This window comes from Bombella saccharophila (assembly GCF_026385475.1).
Lineage (GTDB): Bacteria > Pseudomonadota > Alphaproteobacteria > Acetobacterales > Acetobacteraceae > Bombella > Bombella saccharophila.
Map to the genome: position 1 here is coordinate 15,396 of NZ_JANIDW010000003.1, position 17,286 is coordinate 32,681.

Annotated in this window: 13 protein-coding genes; 9 read left to right on the forward strand and 4 right to left on the reverse strand. The window is 53.8% G+C overall.

What is annotated here, in order from left to right; translation table 11 throughout:
- Window positions 1-13 precede the first annotated feature (13 nt).
- The 3 genes from NQF64_RS06155 to NQF64_RS06165 are packed head-to-tail and all read left to right on the forward strand — an operon-like array spanning window position 14 to window position 1,710.
- A complete protein-coding gene (locus NQF64_RS06155) occupies window positions 14-337 on the forward strand; it encodes a YbaB/EbfC family nucleoid-associated protein (RefSeq protein ID WP_099027016.1) in 324 nt (107 codons plus the stop codon).
- Window positions 338-359: 22 nt separating this feature from the next.
- Window positions 360-956 (forward strand): recombination mediator RecR, encoded by a 597-nt coding sequence (gene recR, locus NQF64_RS06160; RefSeq protein ID WP_099027015.1) that lies wholly within the window; start codon window positions 360-362, stop codon window positions 954-956.
- A 1-nt stretch (window position 957) separates the two neighbouring features.
- Window positions 958-1,710 (forward strand): SDR family oxidoreductase, encoded by a 753-nt coding sequence (locus NQF64_RS06165; protein ID WP_266106839.1) that lies wholly within the window; start codon window positions 958-960, stop codon window positions 1,708-1,710.
- Here the strand turns inward: NQF64_RS06165 and NQF64_RS06170 are convergent.
- The 3 genes from NQF64_RS06170 to NQF64_RS06180 are packed head-to-tail and all read right to left on the reverse strand — an operon-like array spanning window position 1,646 to window position 2,727.
- A complete protein-coding gene (locus tag NQF64_RS06170) occupies window positions 1,646-2,350 on the reverse strand; it encodes a hypothetical protein (protein ID WP_266106840.1) in 705 nt (234 codons plus the stop codon). The two genes, NQF64_RS06165 and NQF64_RS06170, sit on opposite strands and share 65 nt — an antisense overlap.
- Window positions 2,331-2,648 carry an FYDLN acid domain-containing protein gene (locus NQF64_RS06175; RefSeq protein ID WP_099027073.1) on the reverse strand — a complete coding sequence of 106 codons (318 nt, stop codon included), beginning with the start codon at window positions 2,646-2,648 and terminating at the stop codon, window positions 2,331-2,333. Before NQF64_RS06175 ends, NQF64_RS06170 begins: the two co-directional genes overlap by 20 nt.
- Window positions 2,602-2,727, reverse strand: a complete 126-nt coding sequence (locus NQF64_RS06180; protein WP_266106841.1) for a hypothetical protein — start codon at window positions 2,725-2,727, stop codon at window positions 2,602-2,604. Before NQF64_RS06180 ends, NQF64_RS06175 begins: the two co-directional genes overlap by 47 nt.
- A gap of 87 nt (window positions 2,728-2,814) precedes the next feature.
- On the opposite strand from NQF64_RS06180, the gene aroA reads away from it, so the two are divergent.
- The 6 genes from aroA to NQF64_RS06210 all read left to right on the forward strand — a co-directional run bounded on the left by aroA (window position 2,815) and on the right by NQF64_RS06210 (window position 14,413).
- The gene (gene aroA / locus NQF64_RS06185; RefSeq protein WP_266106842.1) at window positions 2,815-4,143 is read left to right on the forward strand and encodes a 3-phosphoshikimate 1-carboxyvinyltransferase; all 1,329 of its coding nucleotides are present in this window, start codon (window positions 2,815-2,817) and stop codon (window positions 4,141-4,143) included.
- Window positions 4,140-4,793, forward strand: a complete 654-nt coding sequence (cmk, locus tag NQF64_RS06190) for a (d)CMP kinase (RefSeq protein ID WP_099027011.1) — start codon at window positions 4,140-4,142, stop codon at window positions 4,791-4,793. The genes aroA and cmk overlap by 4 nt, the downstream gene beginning before the upstream one ends.
- 250 nt (window positions 4,794-5,043) lie before the next feature.
- On the forward strand, window positions 5,044-6,753 hold the full coding sequence (gene rpsA, locus NQF64_RS06195; RefSeq protein WP_099027010.1) for a 30S ribosomal protein S1: 1,710 nt from the start codon (window positions 5,044-5,046) through the stop codon (window positions 6,751-6,753).
- 187 nt (window positions 6,754-6,940) lie between these two features.
- Window positions 6,941-10,324 (forward strand): glycosyltransferase family protein, encoded by a 3,384-nt coding sequence (locus NQF64_RS06200; protein WP_266106843.1) that lies wholly within the window; start codon window positions 6,941-6,943, stop codon window positions 10,322-10,324.
- Window positions 10,321-13,341, forward strand: coding sequence for a glycosyltransferase (locus NQF64_RS06205; protein ID WP_266106844.1), 3,021 nt, complete (start codon window positions 10,321-10,323; stop codon window positions 13,339-13,341). Before NQF64_RS06200 ends, NQF64_RS06205 begins: the two co-directional genes overlap by 4 nt.
- A gap of 31 nt (window positions 13,342-13,372) precedes the next feature.
- Window positions 13,373-14,413 (forward strand): CgeB family protein, encoded by a 1,041-nt coding sequence (locus NQF64_RS06210; protein ID WP_266106845.1) that lies wholly within the window; start codon window positions 13,373-13,375, stop codon window positions 14,411-14,413.
- 83 nt (window positions 14,414-14,496) lie between these two features.
- Here NQF64_RS06210 and NQF64_RS06215 read toward each other — a convergent pair whose 3' ends face one another.
- Window positions 14,497-17,217 (reverse strand): M16 family metallopeptidase, encoded by a 2,721-nt coding sequence (locus NQF64_RS06215; RefSeq protein WP_266106846.1) that lies wholly within the window; start codon window positions 17,215-17,217, stop codon window positions 14,497-14,499.
- Between the last annotated feature and the right edge of the window lie 69 nt (window positions 17,218-17,286).

Here is a 17,286-nt window from a genome sequence, read left to right on the forward strand (position 1 = left end):
GAGGAGTGATGTTATGAAGAATCTGGCTGGTATGATGAAGCAGGCCACCCAAATGCAAGCCCGCATGAAGGAAGCCCAAGCGAAGTTGGAACGCTTGGAGATTGAGGGTACGGCAGGTAATGGCCTTGTTCGTTTGAGCATGACGGGGAAAGGCGTGTTGAAAGCCATTACTATCGACCCCAAATTGGCAGACCCAGAGGATATGGAAACATTGCAGGATTTAATCCTGGCCGCTTTTGCTGATGCACGCACAAAGGTTGAAGCTACCAGTGCTGAGGAGATGAAGCAGGTGACAGGTGGGTTGCAGTTACCACCGGGCATGGACTTGCCCTTCTAAAAAGTGAGGACCATCATAGACCGTGCGTATAAGCCCTGAGATTGACGCTCTTATCACTCGTCTTGCCCGCTTACCCGGCCTTGGCCCACGCTCGGCACGGCGGGCGGCCTTAGCCCTTTTGCAAGCCCCAGAGACACGTTTACAGCCCTTGATGGGGGCGATGCAGCAGGCCGCGCAGACGATTCAAACCTGCCCAGAATGTGGCAATTTGGATAGCTGTAGCCCTTGCTCTCTTTGTGCGGACCCGCAGCGTGATGGGTCTGTCATTTGTGTGGTGGAGAGTGTGGGTGATTTATGGGCGTTGGAGCGTGCAGGGATGCATCGCGGGCGGTATCAGGTGTTAGGTGGGGTTCTTTCTGCTCTTTCAGGCTGTGGACCGGAGGATTTAAACCTTGAGGGCTTGATGAAGCATGTGGAGCAAGGCGCGGTGAAGGAGGTTATCCTTGCCCTAGGGGCCACGGTGGAAGGGGCAACAACGGCTCATTGGCTGCAAGAAAAGCTCGCCCCTTACCCGGTGATTGTGAGCCGGTTGGGTCATGGCGTCCCGATGGGCGGGGCGTTAGATGTGTTAGATGAAGGCACATTGGCTGCGGCTATGTCCTCACGCAAGGCGTTATAGGATGATGGGTCTCTCGCCCCACATGCCGCGTGTGGCGTTAGTGACGGGTGGAGCGCGGCGTCTCGGCCGGGCAATGGTGGAGATGCTGGCAGCGGAAGGATTTGCCGTTGCTATCCATTATCGTAACAGCCGGGATGAGGCCGAAGCCCTATTGCGCCAGATTGGCGGGCGGGGCTGTGTGGTGCAGGCAGACCTTGCCGATGAGGCCGCCTTATTGCCGATGATGGAGCATGTTACCGCCCAGCTTGGCGCGCTGGGGGTGCTCATCAATAATGCATCAGTGTTTGAGCGGGATGAGTTTGGCAGTGTGACGCGTCAGAGTTGGGATGCGCATATGGAGCCAAATCTCCGTGCGCCTTTTGTGCTCTCCCAAGCCATGGCGGAGGCCCTGCCAGAGGGGGCTGAAGGTCTGATTGTGAATATGTTGGACCAACGCGTATGGAATCTCACGCCGCATTTTGTCAGCTATACAGTAGCGCGCTCTGCTTTATGGAGCTTGACGCGTACGATGGCTTTGGGGTTGGCCCCACGCGTGCGGGTAAATGCGATTGGCCCCGGCCCGGTCTTGCCGGCTGCTGGGCAGTCTTTGGAGCATTTTGAGGCGATGTGCCAGCGTACACCGCTGCATCGTGGGGCAGATGTTGAGGAAATTGCGGCGATTGCCCGCATGTTCCTCATGCTGCCATCTGTTACGGGGCAGATGCTCGCCCCTGATGGGGGACAACATTTAAACTGGTCGCCCCCGGCGTTGTAACAGGCGTTAGAGCCGCGCGGTTATAGCGTTCTATCAGATACGCCAAAGGCTTGCCGTCTGCTTTGCGGCGAAGAATGGCGCGATTTTCTATGATGATAAGCGGCGGGAGGCTCCCCATAGGGCGACTCAGACGTTGGCGATAGAAATGCCCTTCCCCCACAGCGCGGCCAAAGGGTGTATGACCATCGGCTAAAAGTGTGCGTGCTTGTGGGGTGAGGCGGTCTGGTAGGTAAAGATTCCACGCTTCGGAAAGTGCCGTACCTTCACAGAGGAGGAGCACATGGCGGGTGGTTAAGTGGCCATCAGAAGGGGCGTTGAGGGCATGACGTGCCTCATTATGGAGGGAAGCCGGAGTGTCTGCGCCTAATAAGCGTGCCGTTATGGGGATAGGGCAGCGTTGTTGTAACACAGCCGTGGCACTATCGCGTTGGTTTAGCTCTTGGGTGAGGGTGGCTATTGCGGTGGGCTGTGCCATGATGGGGAGCGGAATGGCAGCGCAGCCTAGAAAATGGGCAATAGAAAAAAGCCGCACCCAAGGGAGGATACGGCTTTTGCCGGGGAGGTGCGCAAGGGCCTCCCCTTTAGGGGGGCATGACCCCGGATGAGCATGAGAGCGTGATTTAGGAGTCGTCACGCTCATCTTTATCGGTTGAGACCTCAATATCTTTGCTGATGTCATCGTCATCATCCAAATCATCATCATCGGAGATGACATCATCATCTTCGCCTGTATCGAGGTCCACATCATCCTCGTGGTCCTCTTGGGAGAGGTTTTTGTCTTTCTCGTCTGCGAGCTCGCCCTCTTTCTTCAAGCGGGAGAGGTGGCTTGGCTGGGTTGTGCCGCATTTAGGGCAGACAACTGGCATGTTGTTGAGGTCATAAAAGCGCGCATTACAATCGACGCAAGTCCGTTTCAGACCGAGTTCTGGTTTTGCCATAATCTTGGAAGCCCGTATTGCCACAAAAGAGAAGTGTTTGGCCCATGCCACCGAAATGCCCGCCTGTCAAATCATTCATGATAAGGAAGGGGACAGACTTTTCCCTTTAGATGCTGTAACCTCGCAGAATCAAACGCTCTAAACCGAGATAATGTGACGTAAAATTATGACAGCACAACGCCCTTTGATAGTTTCCTCTGCTCCTGCTGGCTTAGCGGGGCGGGTCCGTGTGCCGGGGGATAAATCCATCAGCCATCGTGCCTTGATGTTCGCAGCCCTTGCAGAAGGACGGACGCACATTACCGGCTTATTGGAGGGAGAAGATGTTCTCCGCACGGCTGAGGCTATGCGCGCTTTAGGGGCCGAGGTAACGCGTAAGGACACGCAATGGGTTGTGGAGGGTTGTGGCGTAGCTGGGCTTAAAGAGCCTGCCGATGTGCTGGATATGGGTAATTCTGGCACAGCAGCGCGGCTTTTGAGCGGTGTGCTGGCAACGCATCCTTTTATGAGCATCATGACAGGTGATGCCTCATTGCGCAGTCGGCCTATGGGACGTGTGAGCGTGCCTTTGGCCGAGACAGGGGCGCGATTCGTCACCCGTGCGGGGCAGAAGCTGCCTATGGCTGTGGAGGGGACTGGTAAAGGCAAGCCATTGCATTATCGCTTGCCAGTGGCCTCGGCCCAAGTGAAGTCCGCTATCCTGCTCGCAGGGTTGAATTGCGAAGGAGAAACCGTGGTGGAGGAGCCCGCCCCCACGCGCGATCATACCGAGAATATGCTCCGTCATTTCGGCACAGAGGTGAAGGTGGAGGAGCTACCAGAGGCAGGGCGGCGCATCACGCTAAAAGGTCCAGCGCGTTTGGTGGCTCAGGATGTGTTGGTACCGGGGGATCCATCATCAGCGGCTTTCCCCGTTGTGGCGGCGTTGCTTGTGCCGGGGTCGTCCATTGTTATAGAGGCTGTGGGGCAGAATCCGTTACGTACAGGCCTCTTTAAAACCCTCAAGGAGATGGGGGCCTCACTAGAGATACGCGATGAGCGCATTGAGGGCGGGGAAGTCATCGGGGACCTTCATGTGCGCGCTGGGCGGCTAAAGGGTGTTGATGTACCTGCCATACGCGTGCCCTCCATGATTGATGAATATCCGATTCTCGCTGTGGCCTGTGCTTTTGCGGAGGGGACATCACGCTTGCGCGGCCTTGCCGAATTGCGGGTGAAGGAGAGTGACCGCCTCGCTTCCACCGTAGCGTTGTTAGAGGCAAATGGCGCAAAGGTGCAGGTGGAAGGTGATGATGTGATTATTGAGGGCCAAGCCCGCCTCCCCGGTGGGGGGCATGTGCAAACCCATATGGACCATCGTTTAGCGATGAGTGCTACCGTGTTAGGGCTTGCGGCAGAAAAACCCGTCCATATTGATGATACAGCGTTTATCGAGACGAGCTTCCCCGGTTTTGTGGCTTTAATGAATCATCTTGGTGCGGGGCTTACGGCATGAGCAAGCATGGCATGAAATACCCTATCATCGCGATTGATGGCCCTGCGGCGGCGGGGAAGGGGACATTAGCGCGGCAATTAGCGGAGGTACTGGCTTTGCCTTACCTTGATACCGGGTTGCTATACCGCGCTGTGGCTCGCCGTGTGCTAGACCAAGGTGGTGACCCCGCCCATGACGGGCCAGAGCAAGCTCGCCAGCTTATGCCAGAGGATATGCGCCGCGATGATTTACGCACGCCAGAGGTGGATCGTGCAGCCTCTCTCGTGGCAAAGGAGCCAGAGGTTCGTGCAGCGTTGCTAGAGCGGCAACGTCTCTTTGCTCGTGCGCGTGGCGCGGTTGTGGATGGGCGGGATATTGGTACGGTCGTCTTCCCCCAAGCTACGGCGAAGTTTTTTATTACGGCCTCGCCAGAGGTCCGCGCCCAGCGGCGTTACATCCAGCGTTATGGCCAGTCTTGTACCGATTCGGCAGCGTTAGCGGCGGAAGTGGCCGCTATTAATGCGCGCGATGGGCAGGATGCCTCACGCCAAACGGCTCCGCTTCGTCCTGCTGAGGATGCTGTGCAGATTCTGACTGATGGGCTTGATGCTGCTGCCGTGTTAGAAAAAGTATGCCAGATTTTGCAGGAGAAAGGGATTATTCGGGTGTGATTTCACACTTCGTTATTGACAGTCCCCCCTCCAAGCGTGTTGTGGTGGTAGCGTAGCGTTATACAGCCCGTAATGTTACGGCCTTATATCCCTGAGAAGGTGGATGTGGGGTGTTTTTTGTGATGATGACTTCCACTCCGGGTTGTGGGGCTGGGAGGAGACGTTGTTTCTTGAGGCTTCGATAGTCGGGGGAATAGCGCATAGCTGAGTGTCGGGCATAGGCTGCGACACTCTGGAATGCTGGAAATACATGGCTTCTGCCACTCAGAATACACCGGAACACGGTAAAGAAGATTTTGCAGCCCTGTTGGAAGAGACATTGGGCACTGACAGTGCGTTTGATGGCACTGTTGTCCGCGGTCGCGTTGTCCGTCTGACAGATGACCACGTGATTGTTGATGTCGGCCTTAAGAGCGAAGGCCGCGTGGCTCTACGTGAGTTTGGCCCGCCGGGCGCAACACCGGACATTAAGCCTGGTGATGTGTTCGAGCTGTTTATCGAGCGCTACGAGGACCGCGATGGTTCCATCGTGCTGTCCCGCGAGAAAGCCCGTCGTGAAGAGGCATGGACTGCTCTGGAGAGTGCCTTTGCACACAATCAGCGCGTTAATGGCACGATTTATGGCCGCGTGAAGGGGGGCTTCACGGTAGATTTAGGCGGTGCGATGGCCTTCCTACCGGGTAGCCAGGTGGATATCCGCCCCGTGCGTGATGTTGGGCCGTTGATGGGCCAGCCGCAGCCTTTCCAGATTCTGAAGATGGATCGTGCGCGTGGTAACATTGTCGTCTCCCGCCGTGCTGTGTTGGAGGAGACCCGTGCTGAGCAGCGTTCTGAATTGATTCAGGGCCTGAAGGAAGGGATGATCCTTGATGGCGTGGTCAAGAACATCACCGATTACGGTGCGTTCGTTGATCTTGGCGGTGTGGATGGTCTGCTGCATGTGACAGATATTGCGTGGAAGCGCATTAATCATCCGTCCGAAGCGTTGCAGATTGGCCAGCCCGTTCGCGTGCAGGTGATCCGCTTTAACTCCGATACACAGCGTATCTCCTTGGGGATGAAGCAGCTTGAGGCTGACCCATGGGAGAATGTGGCTGTTAAATATCCCGTCAATGCGCGCTTTACAGGCCGCGTGACCAACATCACCGATTACGGTGCATTTGTTGAGCTGGAGCCGGGCGTTGAAGGTCTGGTTCATGTCTCTGAGATGTCCTGGACGAAGAAGAACGTCCATCCGGGCAAGATCGTGGCTACCTCTCAGGAGGTTGAGGTCATGGTGCTGGATGTCGATAGCGCAAAACGCCGTATCTCTCTGGGGCTGAAGCAAGTTCAGCGCAATCCTTGGGAGCAGTTCGCTGAGGAGCATAAGGTTGGCTCCATCATCGAAGGTGAGATCCGCAACATCACAGAGTTCGGCCTGTTCATTGGTCTGTCTGCCGATATTGACGGTATGGTCCATATGTCCGACCTCTCTTGGGATGAGTCCGGCGAAGAGGTCATGAAGCGTTACGAAAAGGGCCAGGTCGTTCAGGCTAAGGTTCTTGACGTTGATGCTGAGAAAGAGCGCATCTCTCTTGGTATTAAACAGCTTCAGGAAGACCCTGCTGCCGATGTGCTGGAGCGCATCAATAAAGGCGATGTTGTGACCTGCATTGTCACTGCTGTGCAGAGCAACGGGATTGAGGTTAAGGTTGACGATGTGTTGACAGGCTTCATCCGCCGTGGCGAGCTGGCTCGTGATAAGAGCGAGCAGCGCCCAGAGCGTTTTGCTGTTGGTGAGAAGGTTGATGCCAAGGTTGTTGGTTTGGACCGCGCTTCCCGCAAGCTATCTCTGACCATCCGTGGTCGTGAGGTTGAGGAAGATAAGCAGGCTATCAACGAGTATGGTTCTTCCGACTCTGGGGCCTCTCTTGGTGATATTCTGGGTGCGGCTATCCGTCGTCGTAGCTCAGAGGACTGAGAGCCTTGATTCTGCGGTGAGGCAGTGGATTTTTCGACTGCCTCATGCAGAAGAGATAAGGGGTGGCCATTTGTTGGTCACCCTTTTATTGTTTCACCTTGATAAGAGTGATAAATCGTCATTCAGAATATATTAAGGTAGCGTTTACTCTATCGTGCGATAGGCTTCTGGGGGCTTGAGGTCATAAATGGCGATCATCTACAACACTAATTATACGCATAACGCGAATGCTTATCTGACCTTAGCCATCCAGCGTGCGGCGGAAGCACTCTTTGGAAAAGAGAATATCGTTGTCGCAGATAATATGAGCCTCGCAGGTGTTGCGGCTTCTGGTCAGCATGATACGCTTTTATGTATCGATGGACAGCGCTTAAACCAAGCGTTGATTCGGCGTGTCCGCTCCGCTTTTAAAACGGTTATTTTATGGACGTTTGAGGACCCTTTTATGAGGGAATTCAACGCCCAAGCTGCCCCCCTTTTTGATTATATTTTTACGAATGATCCCTCTTGTGTGGATGCGTATCAAGGTAAGGGGCATTATCTGCCGTTAGCAGCGAGCCAAAGCCTGCATGAGCGTACAGTACGTGCCGTGCCTGATTGTGATTATGACTTGTTTTTTGCAGGGACGATGTGGCCGAATCGCGTGCGGACCTTACGGCGCGTGTTGGCCAGTTTTCCTGATGTGCGCCTAAAGCTCGTCTGCCCTGGGAATGAGTTTCTTCCTCCGTTGCCTGATGATATAGCCGCCTTGGCGTTGCAACGGCCTGTCAGCCATGAAGCCTTCATTGATTTTGCCAATGCGAGTGCTGTGACGCTGACCATGTTCCGTGACTATGCAAGTCACGGTGATGTCAGCCAAGCTACAGCACCAGGGCCACGTTATTTTGAGCTTGGCTTGGCGGGTACGGCGCAAGTGGTTGAAGTTGCGTCGGGGATGGATATTAATTGTTTTAAAACTGTAGAGGGTGTTCACCTCGCACATAATGATGATGAAGTTGTCGAAAATATTGCGCGACTTCTTAATAATGCTGCGTTGCGTAAACGCTCTGCAATTAATGCACAAAATACTGTCCTTAAACAGCATCTTTACGAACATCGACTACAGAAAATTCAAGATATTACGAAGGCGGATTTTAAACGTTCTCTTCCAACGGAGGTACGGCCTAGCCCTCGGCGGAATCGCCTGCGTGTGTTGATGTGTACGCATTCCACAATTCATGAGCAAGTGTGGGGTGGGGTCGAGGTTTATCAGCGGGAGCTGTGCGCGGCTCTTGGGCGTGAGGTTGAGTTTTATTTCTGGCTAAGGCGTGGGGCATTTTGTCGCCTTCTCTCTGCTAATGGGCACGAGCTAGAGCGTTTTGATATTGTCGAGCGGGATTGGCAGGATATTGTTTGCGATGCACAGGAGGAGACAGCTTTCTCGAGTGTGTTGAGCCAGTATAATATTGATGTTGTACATTTTCAGCATCTTGGCCACCATGCATTATCTTTGCCGTTGATTGCTAAGGCAAACGGCACGGGTGTGTTATTTTCTGCTCATGATTTTTGGTTAGTATCATCCCGCTATAACTTGTTGAATCAAGATATGCGTTATGCCGAGGGTGAGTTTTACTCGGTTTTAGCCATGGATGTGATGCTCAAATCCGCTGAGGGGGTTGAGTATGGTGGCGAGCAGACCCGTCGTGCCTTTATCGACAGGATGTTGCACCATGTTGATGCTATCATGTTCGGGACGAAGCACTCACGTGACTTCATGCACCGGGTTTATCCTGTCCTTGATAAAAAGATCAGCCTAGTTAATGGGATTCCCAGCCCAGATGTAACGGTACCGGTAATCCCCAATCGGTATGCGCCGCTAGAGCAACGACCACTTGGTGTGGCGATTGTGGGTAATTTTGTGCGGACAAAGGGGGCGGATACGATTCTCGCTCTCATTGAAGCGGCCCATCCTGAGCATTTCCACTTTCATATTTTAGGGCATATTCACCCCGATTATCAGCCAGTATTGGAGAGATTACAACGGCCCAATGTGACGGTTCATGGGCGGTATGACGTTGGTAGTACTGATGTCATGAAGCAAGCTGATGTTGCTCTATTTTTATCCATATGGCCGGAGACTTATTGCATTTCCCTCTCTGAGGCATGGCAATATGGGCTTGTGCCCATTGTTACAGATGTTGGGGCGTTGCATGACCGTGTGACTGACGGGGTGAATGGCTATAAAGTGCCGATTAGCCGGCCTGATATTGCGTTAGAACGGTTGGAGCTGCTGCGGTCCTCAGAAGAGATTCGCGAGCGGATGATGAAGGCAATCGGCCCTGAGCTTTGGACGCATGAGGGTGATTACGCAGCTAAGCTATTAAAGTTATATCATGACCTTGCCCCCCAGCGTTTGCTTGGTGTGTCGGAGTTAATGTTGGATGCAGGGCAGATTCATCTCCTGCCTATTTCCTCATGGAAGCATCAAGCCCCGCCGCGGCATATTTTTGACCCTCCATTAGTGCGGGATTTATCTGTCAGTTTGCCAGGGCATATAACGGATTGGTTCGCCATCCAGGGGGCGCAATGTTATTTGGATGATATTTGTCATCATGTCCTTGTTGAAGGGGCAGAGCGGACATTTAAACCTGCTGATGAGTTCCATCTCCGTGGTTGGCTCTTCTTACCGGATGTCAGTACCTCAGGGCAGGTCTATGTTGTTCTGATTAATGAGAAAGAGAATAGCCCTCTCATCTTCATGAAAGCAGAGCGTGAAATACGTACAGATATTTCAGAGCTTTTTGGTAATAAAGTCCCGCGTCGTTCTGGTTTCTCAGCAAAAGCGGCGTTGCGTGGTAAATGGTGCGAAGGGACATATCGCATTGGTATTATCAATGTGATTAATGGACGCGGTGCCTTCCAGCTTTTATCGCATGGGATGGATGTTAAGGGTGGCCAGGTGCAGAGCATCCGCGCCGCCAAACCAGAAAATAGCGTTATTCTGGCGGATTTCTTCCGCGTGACAAATGGGGATAATGTGTTGCGCGGGGTGCCTTTGGCGCGCTTCCCCCGTGGGCGTCTGTTCGCGCAGGAACGTGGGGATCAGCTTTATTTCTTAGACCGTTTCGATGTTCTTGGCTCAAGCGATAAGAAGGAGGCAGGTACTCCGCAAAATATGGAGGATCAAGGGGCCTTAGCTTTACGGGGGTGGAGCTTCCTTAATGGCCTAGGGCGCTCTGGTACAATCTATGCGGCGATGGTCGGAGATGAGAGCGATAAGGTGGTCCTTTTCGCCTTGGAGCGTTTCGCGCGGGATGATGTGCGTGTCGTGCATGGGGATGCCCCGCTTTGTTCTGGCTTTGAGGGCGTGTTGCGCCCTTGGAAGGGGCAGATCAACACCATGAAAGGGATATGGCGGCTAGCTTTGGTGAATATTATTGGCGAAGTGTTTGGGATGGTGGTGACGGATCTTTGCGTCCAGATGGAAGAGGGACGTTGCCATTCTGCAAAGCGTAAAGAGCCGACAGCTCAGCAGGCAGAGCGTATCAGGGCGTTGGTGACAGAATTAGCAGACCAACAGCCTAGCTTATGACATTCGCTTTATCCGTCCCAGATGCTAAGACGCGTGAGGAACATAGACCTCTTTGGATGGGGTTTGAGCGTGAATGGTATGAGCTCCGTTACCCTGATGTAGCGGAGCTCATGGTGCAGCATGGGTATGAGGATTCCTACCTTTTTTATGAGGAGGTGGGTTGTCATCGTGGTCATTCTCCCAACCGGTATTTTGATGAGATTTGGTATAAGCAGGCTTATCCAGAGGTCCGGCGTGGTTTGTTAGAGCGGCGTTGGAAGTCTGGTTTTGCCCATTATTGTGACGTTGGTTATACGCATCTTGCTCCGCATTGGTTGTTTGATGAAGCCGCCTATCGTCGTCGTTATGTTACGCTGACAGATCATTATTTAGCGCAGCGGGGCTTTTATAACGGGTATGACCATTATCTTTCTTACGGGGAGCAGCACGGTTTTGTAGCGGGGCCATTTTGTGATGTCCGTCTCCTACGGGCTATGGCTCATCGTTATGGGGAATGGTTTGGCCCCGAGGGGTTGTTAGCCTCATGGTTGGTTTTACCAGCCCATATTGCTGATGCAGCACCAGCCTCATGGTATTTTGACCCTGCCTGGTACGTGCAGACTTATCCGCAGGTGCAAGAGGCGATTGCGGCCGGGGATTATGGTAATGCGCTGCACCATTATTTAACAAACCCAACGCCTGAGGCCTTTAACCCCTCTCCTTGGTTTGATGAGGCTTATTACCGTGAGACATCGCCTGATATTCTGCCATCCCTAGGCGGAGAGGGGTTGCGGAATGGTTATGAGCATTTTGTGCGGTTTGGAGCGCATGAGGGGCGTAGCCCTATCGAAGGGGTGGACCTTAGGCGATATAAGCAACTTCCGCTTGTATGGTTTGATTGTGATGGCGGGGTTTTTGATAGCCCATTTGCACGGTTTGTGGCGGAGAAGAATGGTCAGGCTACAGCGGCGGGGATAGATGAGCCTGCGTTGGTGGAGGATCAGACGCGCCAGCTTTTTCGTGATGAAGCAGCTTTATATCTTCCTCTTCTTGCGCGTCAGAAGTTGGATTTCCGCGTGCGGGGTGTGCCAGATGTTAGCGTCATCATGGTGGTGCATGATCAGATAGACCTCACACTTCAAGCTTTGGCCTCTTTGCGGGGGGGGTATAAGGGCGCGATTGAGTTAATCCTCGTTGATTCTGGCTCTCGGGATGAAACAACAGGATTAGAGGACCTTGTGGAGGGGGCCATTATCCTGCGTCACAAGGTCAATATTGGGTATTTGCTGGGTTGTAATGAGGCCCTAGCACATGTGACGGCCCCAGCTGTTTTATATCTTAATAACGACGTTCGCTTATACCCTGAGGCATTGCACCATGCCCTGAGGCGTCTTTATCGTGCGGAGACAACGGGGGCTGTAGCAGCACGGTTGGTGCGGACAAATATGCAGCTGCAAGAGGCTGGGTCCATCATCTGGCGGGATGGTGCGACATATGGGTATCGCAGACAGGATGATCCGAACACCCCAGAGGCTAGCTTTACGCGTGATGTTGATTATGGCTCGGCAGCGTTTTTGCTGGTTAAAACGGGGTTGCTACGTCGCTTGGGGGGGTATGATACGCGCTATTGGCCCGCTTATTTTGAGGATACGGATTTATGCGTTCGTCTCCAAAAAATTGGGGCGCGGATTGTGTATGAGCCATTGGCGATGGTCGAACATTTGGAGTTTGGCAGTTCCGGCCAGAGTGGGTCGCATAAACTAATCCAACGGCATTGGAAGGTTTTTGCCCAACAGCATTTAGAATTTTTACGTCATCAACAGCCCCAGCATATTCGTAATGCTCTGTTAGGGCGGGAGCGGCGCAGGCCAGAGCGGCAGCGCGTGCTTTTGATAGAGGACCGAATCCCTTTACGAGGGTTGGGCTCAGGCTATGTGCGCTCTAATGATATCGTGCGTGCTTTAGTAGCGTTGGATTATCACGTAACAGTCTTTCCCGTAATGCGTGAGCAACTGCCTGCTTTCTTACTTTATCGTGATTTCCCAGAGGAAGTAGAGTTAGCTTTTGACCAAGATATGTCCACCTTGCCGGCTTTTTTAGAGGAGCGTGCGGGGTATTATGATTTACTCTGGGTCGGGCGGACACATAACATGGCGCGTTTGTTACCTGTACTGAATGAGGCGAGCCGGTTTTTAACGCATTGTGGCTCGGTGATGGATACAGAGGTTGTTGCAGCTCCACGGGCTTTATTGCAACAAGCGGTGACGGGCCTTTTGCCTGATGGAACGCCTGCACCAACACGTACGGCTGAAGAGCAAGAGCACGCTTTGGACGCTCTTCTGGCTGAGGAATTGCAGAGCGCTCATTATTGTCGGCAGATTATCGCCGTAACGGAGCATGATGCGAGGCTGATCCAACGCGCAGGTTATGTTAATGTTATGGTGTTGGGTCATAGTATGGTGCCAGCCCCCACGCCGCGGCCTTATGCGGAGCGGCGGGATATCCTCTTCCTTGGGGCGTTCCATAATGTGCAATCGCCTAATTATGACAGCATGATGTGGTTTGTGGAGGAGGTTTTGCCTTATCTCAATGCGTTGCCAGATGATGTGTGCTTGCATATTGCGGGCTATGTACATCCCTCTGTGGACATGACGGCTTTGGGACAACATCACCGGGTAGAGATCTTGGGAGCGGTGGATGATTTAGCCACTCTTTTTGACCGTTACCGGGTTTTTGTGGCGCCCACGCGTTTTGCAGGGGGACTGCCTTTTAAGGTGCAAGAAGCTGCTGCGCGGGGGGTACCTATGGTCGTTACAGAGATATTGCGGGAAGAGGTCGGTTGGGACGCCGGAGATACTCTCTTAAGCGCGCCGGCGGAGGATCCGCGCGCTTTCGCTTCGGAGGTGGAGCGATTGTATAATGATGAGGCTTTATGGCAGCGGCTTCGCCAATCCGCTTTGAAGGCGGTCCAGAAAGATACGGACCCGGAGCATTTTCGGCAGGGGTTACAACAAATCGTGAAAGCATCTCTCAATTAATTCAACTAAATAATGTAAAGGGATTGTAAAAATGGGAACGAGAATGAGCGCAGGGAAGAAGCGGACCGCAGGGAAGGTTACTCAGACCTCTAGCCGTGGTGAAAAACAGACGCAAAAGGTTTTGCTCTGTAGTGGTGGGCGGTATGAGAGCCATGCGAATGCTCAGGTACGAGCAACCATTATGGATGGGCTGGAGGATTGCTTTGGTAAGGGCAATGTGATCGCCGCTCATGTCATGACGGCAGCCTCGGCTATTAGGACGTTAAAGCCAGCTTTGGTTTTTGCAATGGGCTCTTACCTACCGGAGAGTACCTATTATGGGGAGATTGCACGGGAGGCGCGGCAGATTGGTGCTGTGACGACCTTTTGGGCGACAGAGGACCCGTATGAGCAAGACGCACATTATCAAATCGGGTATGATTTTGATGTGATCTTTTCCTGCGACCGTTGGGGGCATAATTTTTATCAGCGTGATAGGGTCTTTCACTTGCCTTTAGGGGCGTGTCCTAAGTTGCATTATGTCCCGCTGGAGCGAAATACGGAAAAGACGATTGATGTGCTTTTCTGCGGTGTGGCGTTTAGCTCACGCAAAGAGGTGGTGCGGAATTTAATGCCCCTGCTGCAACAGCTTAACATCCGTATCATCGGGCCAGGCTGGGGTGAGATGGGGATTGGCTTTTCTGATGCGCGGATTGAGAAGCAACAGCTTATCGAACTTTATAGCCGCTCCCGCCTTGTGTTAAATTTAGGGCGGTCTCTACATTTTGAGAATAAACGCTTTGCTATTGCTCCTTCCACACCGGGGCCGCGGACCTTTGAGGCCGCAGCGGCAGGGGCCTTTCAAGTCTTTCATGAGGAGACTTACGAATTACGCCGCTATTATGAGGCAGATGAGATTCCCGTTTTCTCCAACCGGGATGATTTTGAGCAAATTATAAGCCGGTATTTGCGTGATGATGGATTGCGTTTTGAGATGGCTAAAAAGGCGCAGGAGCGCACAATGAAGGAGCATCTCTACGGCCATCGCATCCGCCAAGCGGTGGAATATCTTAAAGCGGAGAAGCTGCTTTAAACTACTTTGCGTCAAGCGTAATGGCGATGGAAAGGGCACCCGTTGAGGGTGCCCTTTTTGTTATGGGGTTGTTATGGGGCTGCTTAGTGCTGCGGCTTTGTGTGTGGGGCCGGCCCCATGATGATACGCGCCATATCCGCAGGGCGGACCCATTTTGCAAAAGCTTTCTGCACATCTGCGGCACTGAGTTCATATACAGCTTTCGCAGCTTGGTCAGGGCTATCAAGTGGGAGGCCGAGGTCAATGAGGGAGAGCCATTGCCCAGCAAGGGAGCTAAAGCTGGCGCGGCTCATAGGGAAGCTACGCAGCAAGCTAGCCTTGGCGAGGTCTAGTACATCGGCCGAGACGGGTGTTGTCCGCAAGCTTTCAAGGTCTTTTAGTGCAAGAGCTTGGGCGGCGGAGACTTTAGCGGGGTCTGCCCCAAAGGTGATGGAGATGGTACTGCGCGTGCGGCTATAATTAAGTTGGCTACCCACACTATAAACATACCCCGTGCGGACGCGGAGGTCCTGCATTAAGCGGGAGGAGAAGCCATCCCCAAGGATGGTATTGCCAACGGCAAGAGCGTGACGGTCTGGGTTGGTGATAGTCAGGCCCAATGTTTCAGTCAATGTAACATGGTCTTGGGAGCGACCCGGGTCCGCTACCACGGCTTGGCTTGCCCGGCTGAGGGGAACAGCTGGGAGGTCTAGTCTAGGGGTGGGGCCTTCGGCCTTCCATCCCCCAAAAGCGGCCATGATTTTTTGGCGTGCTTCCTCTGGGGTGATGTCGCCAATAATGACGATGGTTGTAAGGTCTGGCCGGTAGGCTTGTTTATAGTAGGTTTTGACATCTTCAAGGCTAAGAGCGCGGATGCTCTCTGGTGTTGCTTCGCGGAGTGTGGGGTCCGTGGCGGGGACGAGGGCCTTACGCACCGCACGGCCAAAATGATAGGCCGGGGATTGGAGTGTCCCTTTCTGGCTACGGGCTTCTTGCTCCCGTGTGATACGGAAGGCTTCCTCTGGGAAGGCAGGGTGAAGCTCATGTTCCGCAAGGAGGGACAGCCCTGCTGGGAAGGATTCCGTCAATGTGCTGAGGGTGAAGCTGCTCCCGGCATTTTCTTCAGCCGAGATGTCGTCCAACGCACGGGCAAGGGCCAAGCGGTCATGCTGTGTGCTGCCATAAAGGAAGAGTTGATCGGTCAGAGAGGCAACGCCATCCTTCCCCTGCGGCTGTTGTAAGGAGGGTGTCTGGCGGATTGTGCCGTAAAGTTCAATGGTGTGGCTAACATGCTCAGGCTGAACAATCAGCCGCAGCCCGTTTGGTAGGATTGTCGCATAAGGTTGGGGTGAGGCTGGAGGGAGGCTCAGCCGTGCGAGGGCTTGCTCGGCCCAATCAGGGAGGGTGACATGCTCTTTGGGAGGATTAGTGAAGGATTCTGCCCCGCCAAAGCCTTTATCGGCCAAGGGCTTGCCGGAATTGCTCGGGGTGAGTGTGGCACTAATAGCATGGTCAGGCTTTAGCCATTCCTGCGCGAGGGCATCAATCTCGGCCTTTGTAACGGTTTGGAAGGCGCGGATCATATCGCGTGGGTTGTGTAGATGTTGGATGGCAACAGCTTGTGACCAGCTTTCAGCCTGCCCGCTAATGCTGTTGGCATTAAACTCCAATGCGGCAATTTCGCGTCGCCGGGCAGCCTCGATGAGGTCTGCGGGGAGGCCCGTTGTGCGGTAATGCTCCATAATGGCGGCCATTTGGGCCCGGAGGGGGGCTGGGTCACCCCCTTGGGGGAAGGCGGCATAGACGGTGGCAATGCCGCCTTGGGCGTCTGGGTCGTATAAAAAGCCAGTCTCTAACGCTTTGCCTTGGGGAACGAGGGCAAAAAGGTCGCCTCGCTGGCTGGAGAGTACATCAGCCAGCAAGGTAGCAGCAGCAAAGCGCGGGTCACGCTGGCCGGGCATTTGCCAGGCGCGTGTGACTAACCCCACAGGGAGGTCGGTCGGCAAGGCAAGCTCATGCGGGGTGACGGGCTTGGGGGTAAATTGTGGGCGCGCAGGCAGAGGGCGCGCGGCCAAAGCCCCAAAGGCCTTCTCAACAAGGGCTAAGGTGTGGGTTGGTTCAACATCCCCCGTGATGATGAGGACGGCATTATTGGGAGCATACCAATTTTTATAAAATTGCCGTAATTGCTCAACCGTTGTGGCATCGAAGGAGGGACGGCTGCCAAGGGCATCAGCCTCATAAGGTGTGCCTTTATAGAGCAAGCCGCGCACTTGCGACATATAGCGATAAATGGGGCTGGAAAGGTCGCGTGAGACTTCTTGCTCAATCGCGCCGCGCTCATGGGCCCATTCATCTTTGCTGAGGGTGAGGCCTTCCATCCGCCCTGCCTCAATGCGGAGGAGAATGTCTAAATCACTTGCAGGGGCTGTGAAGTAATATTGGGTGACATCCGAGGTTGTATCGGCATTATCATTATTGCCTAGCCGTGCGCTGAGGGTAGCAAGCTGGTCCCGGCTTAAGGTTTGGGAGCCATTGAACATCATATGCTCTAGCGCATGGGCCGTACCGGGGAAGCCAGCCGGCGCATTGACCGAGCCGACCTCATAATTCATCATGGTTTGCACGACAGGGGCGAGGTGGTTCTGGATGATGATAACCCGCAAGCCATTTTTGAGAGTCGCGCGGGTGACCCCGGCTTCATCCTGCTGTGTGGTCTGCGGTGCGGTGGGGGCCGGTTGCGCAAAGGCCGCATAAGCTGGGAGGCCGCCTGCTAGGAGAGAGGCTGCTAATAAAGCAGAGCGGAAGAGTGTAGGCCGGGGCATGAGGTATATATCCTTTGATGGCAAGGAGAGGCGGCTTATCGTTAAGAGGAGGGGTTTATTATCCTCCAT

What these genes read in the sequence shown, in the direction of transcription:
- aroA (WP_266106842.1), top strand. Translation starts at nt 2,815, where the DNA reads ATGACAGCACAACGCCCTTTGATAGTTTCCTCTGCTCCTGCTGGCTTA.
- cmk (WP_099027011.1), top strand. Translation starts at nt 4,140, where the DNA reads ATGAGCAAGCATGGCATGAAATACCCTATCATCGCGATTGATGGCCCT.
- NQF64_RS06200 (WP_266106843.1), top strand. Translation starts at nt 6,941, where the DNA reads ATGGCGATCATCTACAACACTAATTATACGCATAACGCGAATGCTTAT.
- NQF64_RS06170 (WP_266106840.1), bottom strand. Translation starts at nt 2,350, where the DNA reads ATGAGCGTGACGACTCCTAAATCACGCTCTCATGCTCATCCGGGGTCA.
- NQF64_RS06205 (WP_266106844.1), top strand. Translation starts at nt 10,321, where the DNA reads ATGACATTCGCTTTATCCGTCCCAGATGCTAAGACGCGTGAGGAACAT.
- NQF64_RS06210 (WP_266106845.1), top strand. Translation starts at nt 13,373, where the DNA reads ATGGGAACGAGAATGAGCGCAGGGAAGAAGCGGACCGCAGGGAAGGTT.
- NQF64_RS06175 (WP_099027073.1), bottom strand. Translation starts at nt 2,648, where the DNA reads ATGGCAAAACCAGAACTCGGTCTGAAACGGACTTGCGTCGATTGTAAT.
- NQF64_RS06215 (WP_266106846.1), bottom strand. Translation starts at nt 17,217, where the DNA reads ATGCCCCGGCCTACACTCTTCCGCTCTGCTTTATTAGCAGCCTCTCTC.
- NQF64_RS06180 (WP_266106841.1), bottom strand. Translation starts at nt 2,727, where the DNA reads ATGAATGATTTGACAGGCGGGCATTTCGGTGGCATGGGCCAAACACTT.
- NQF64_RS06165 (WP_266106839.1), top strand. Translation starts at nt 958, where the DNA reads ATGATGGGTCTCTCGCCCCACATGCCGCGTGTGGCGTTAGTGACGGGT.
- NQF64_RS06155 (WP_099027016.1), top strand. Translation starts at nt 14, where the DNA reads ATGAAGAATCTGGCTGGTATGATGAAGCAGGCCACCCAAATGCAAGCC.
- rpsA (WP_099027010.1), top strand. Translation starts at nt 5,044, where the DNA reads ATGGCTTCTGCCACTCAGAATACACCGGAACACGGTAAAGAAGATTTT.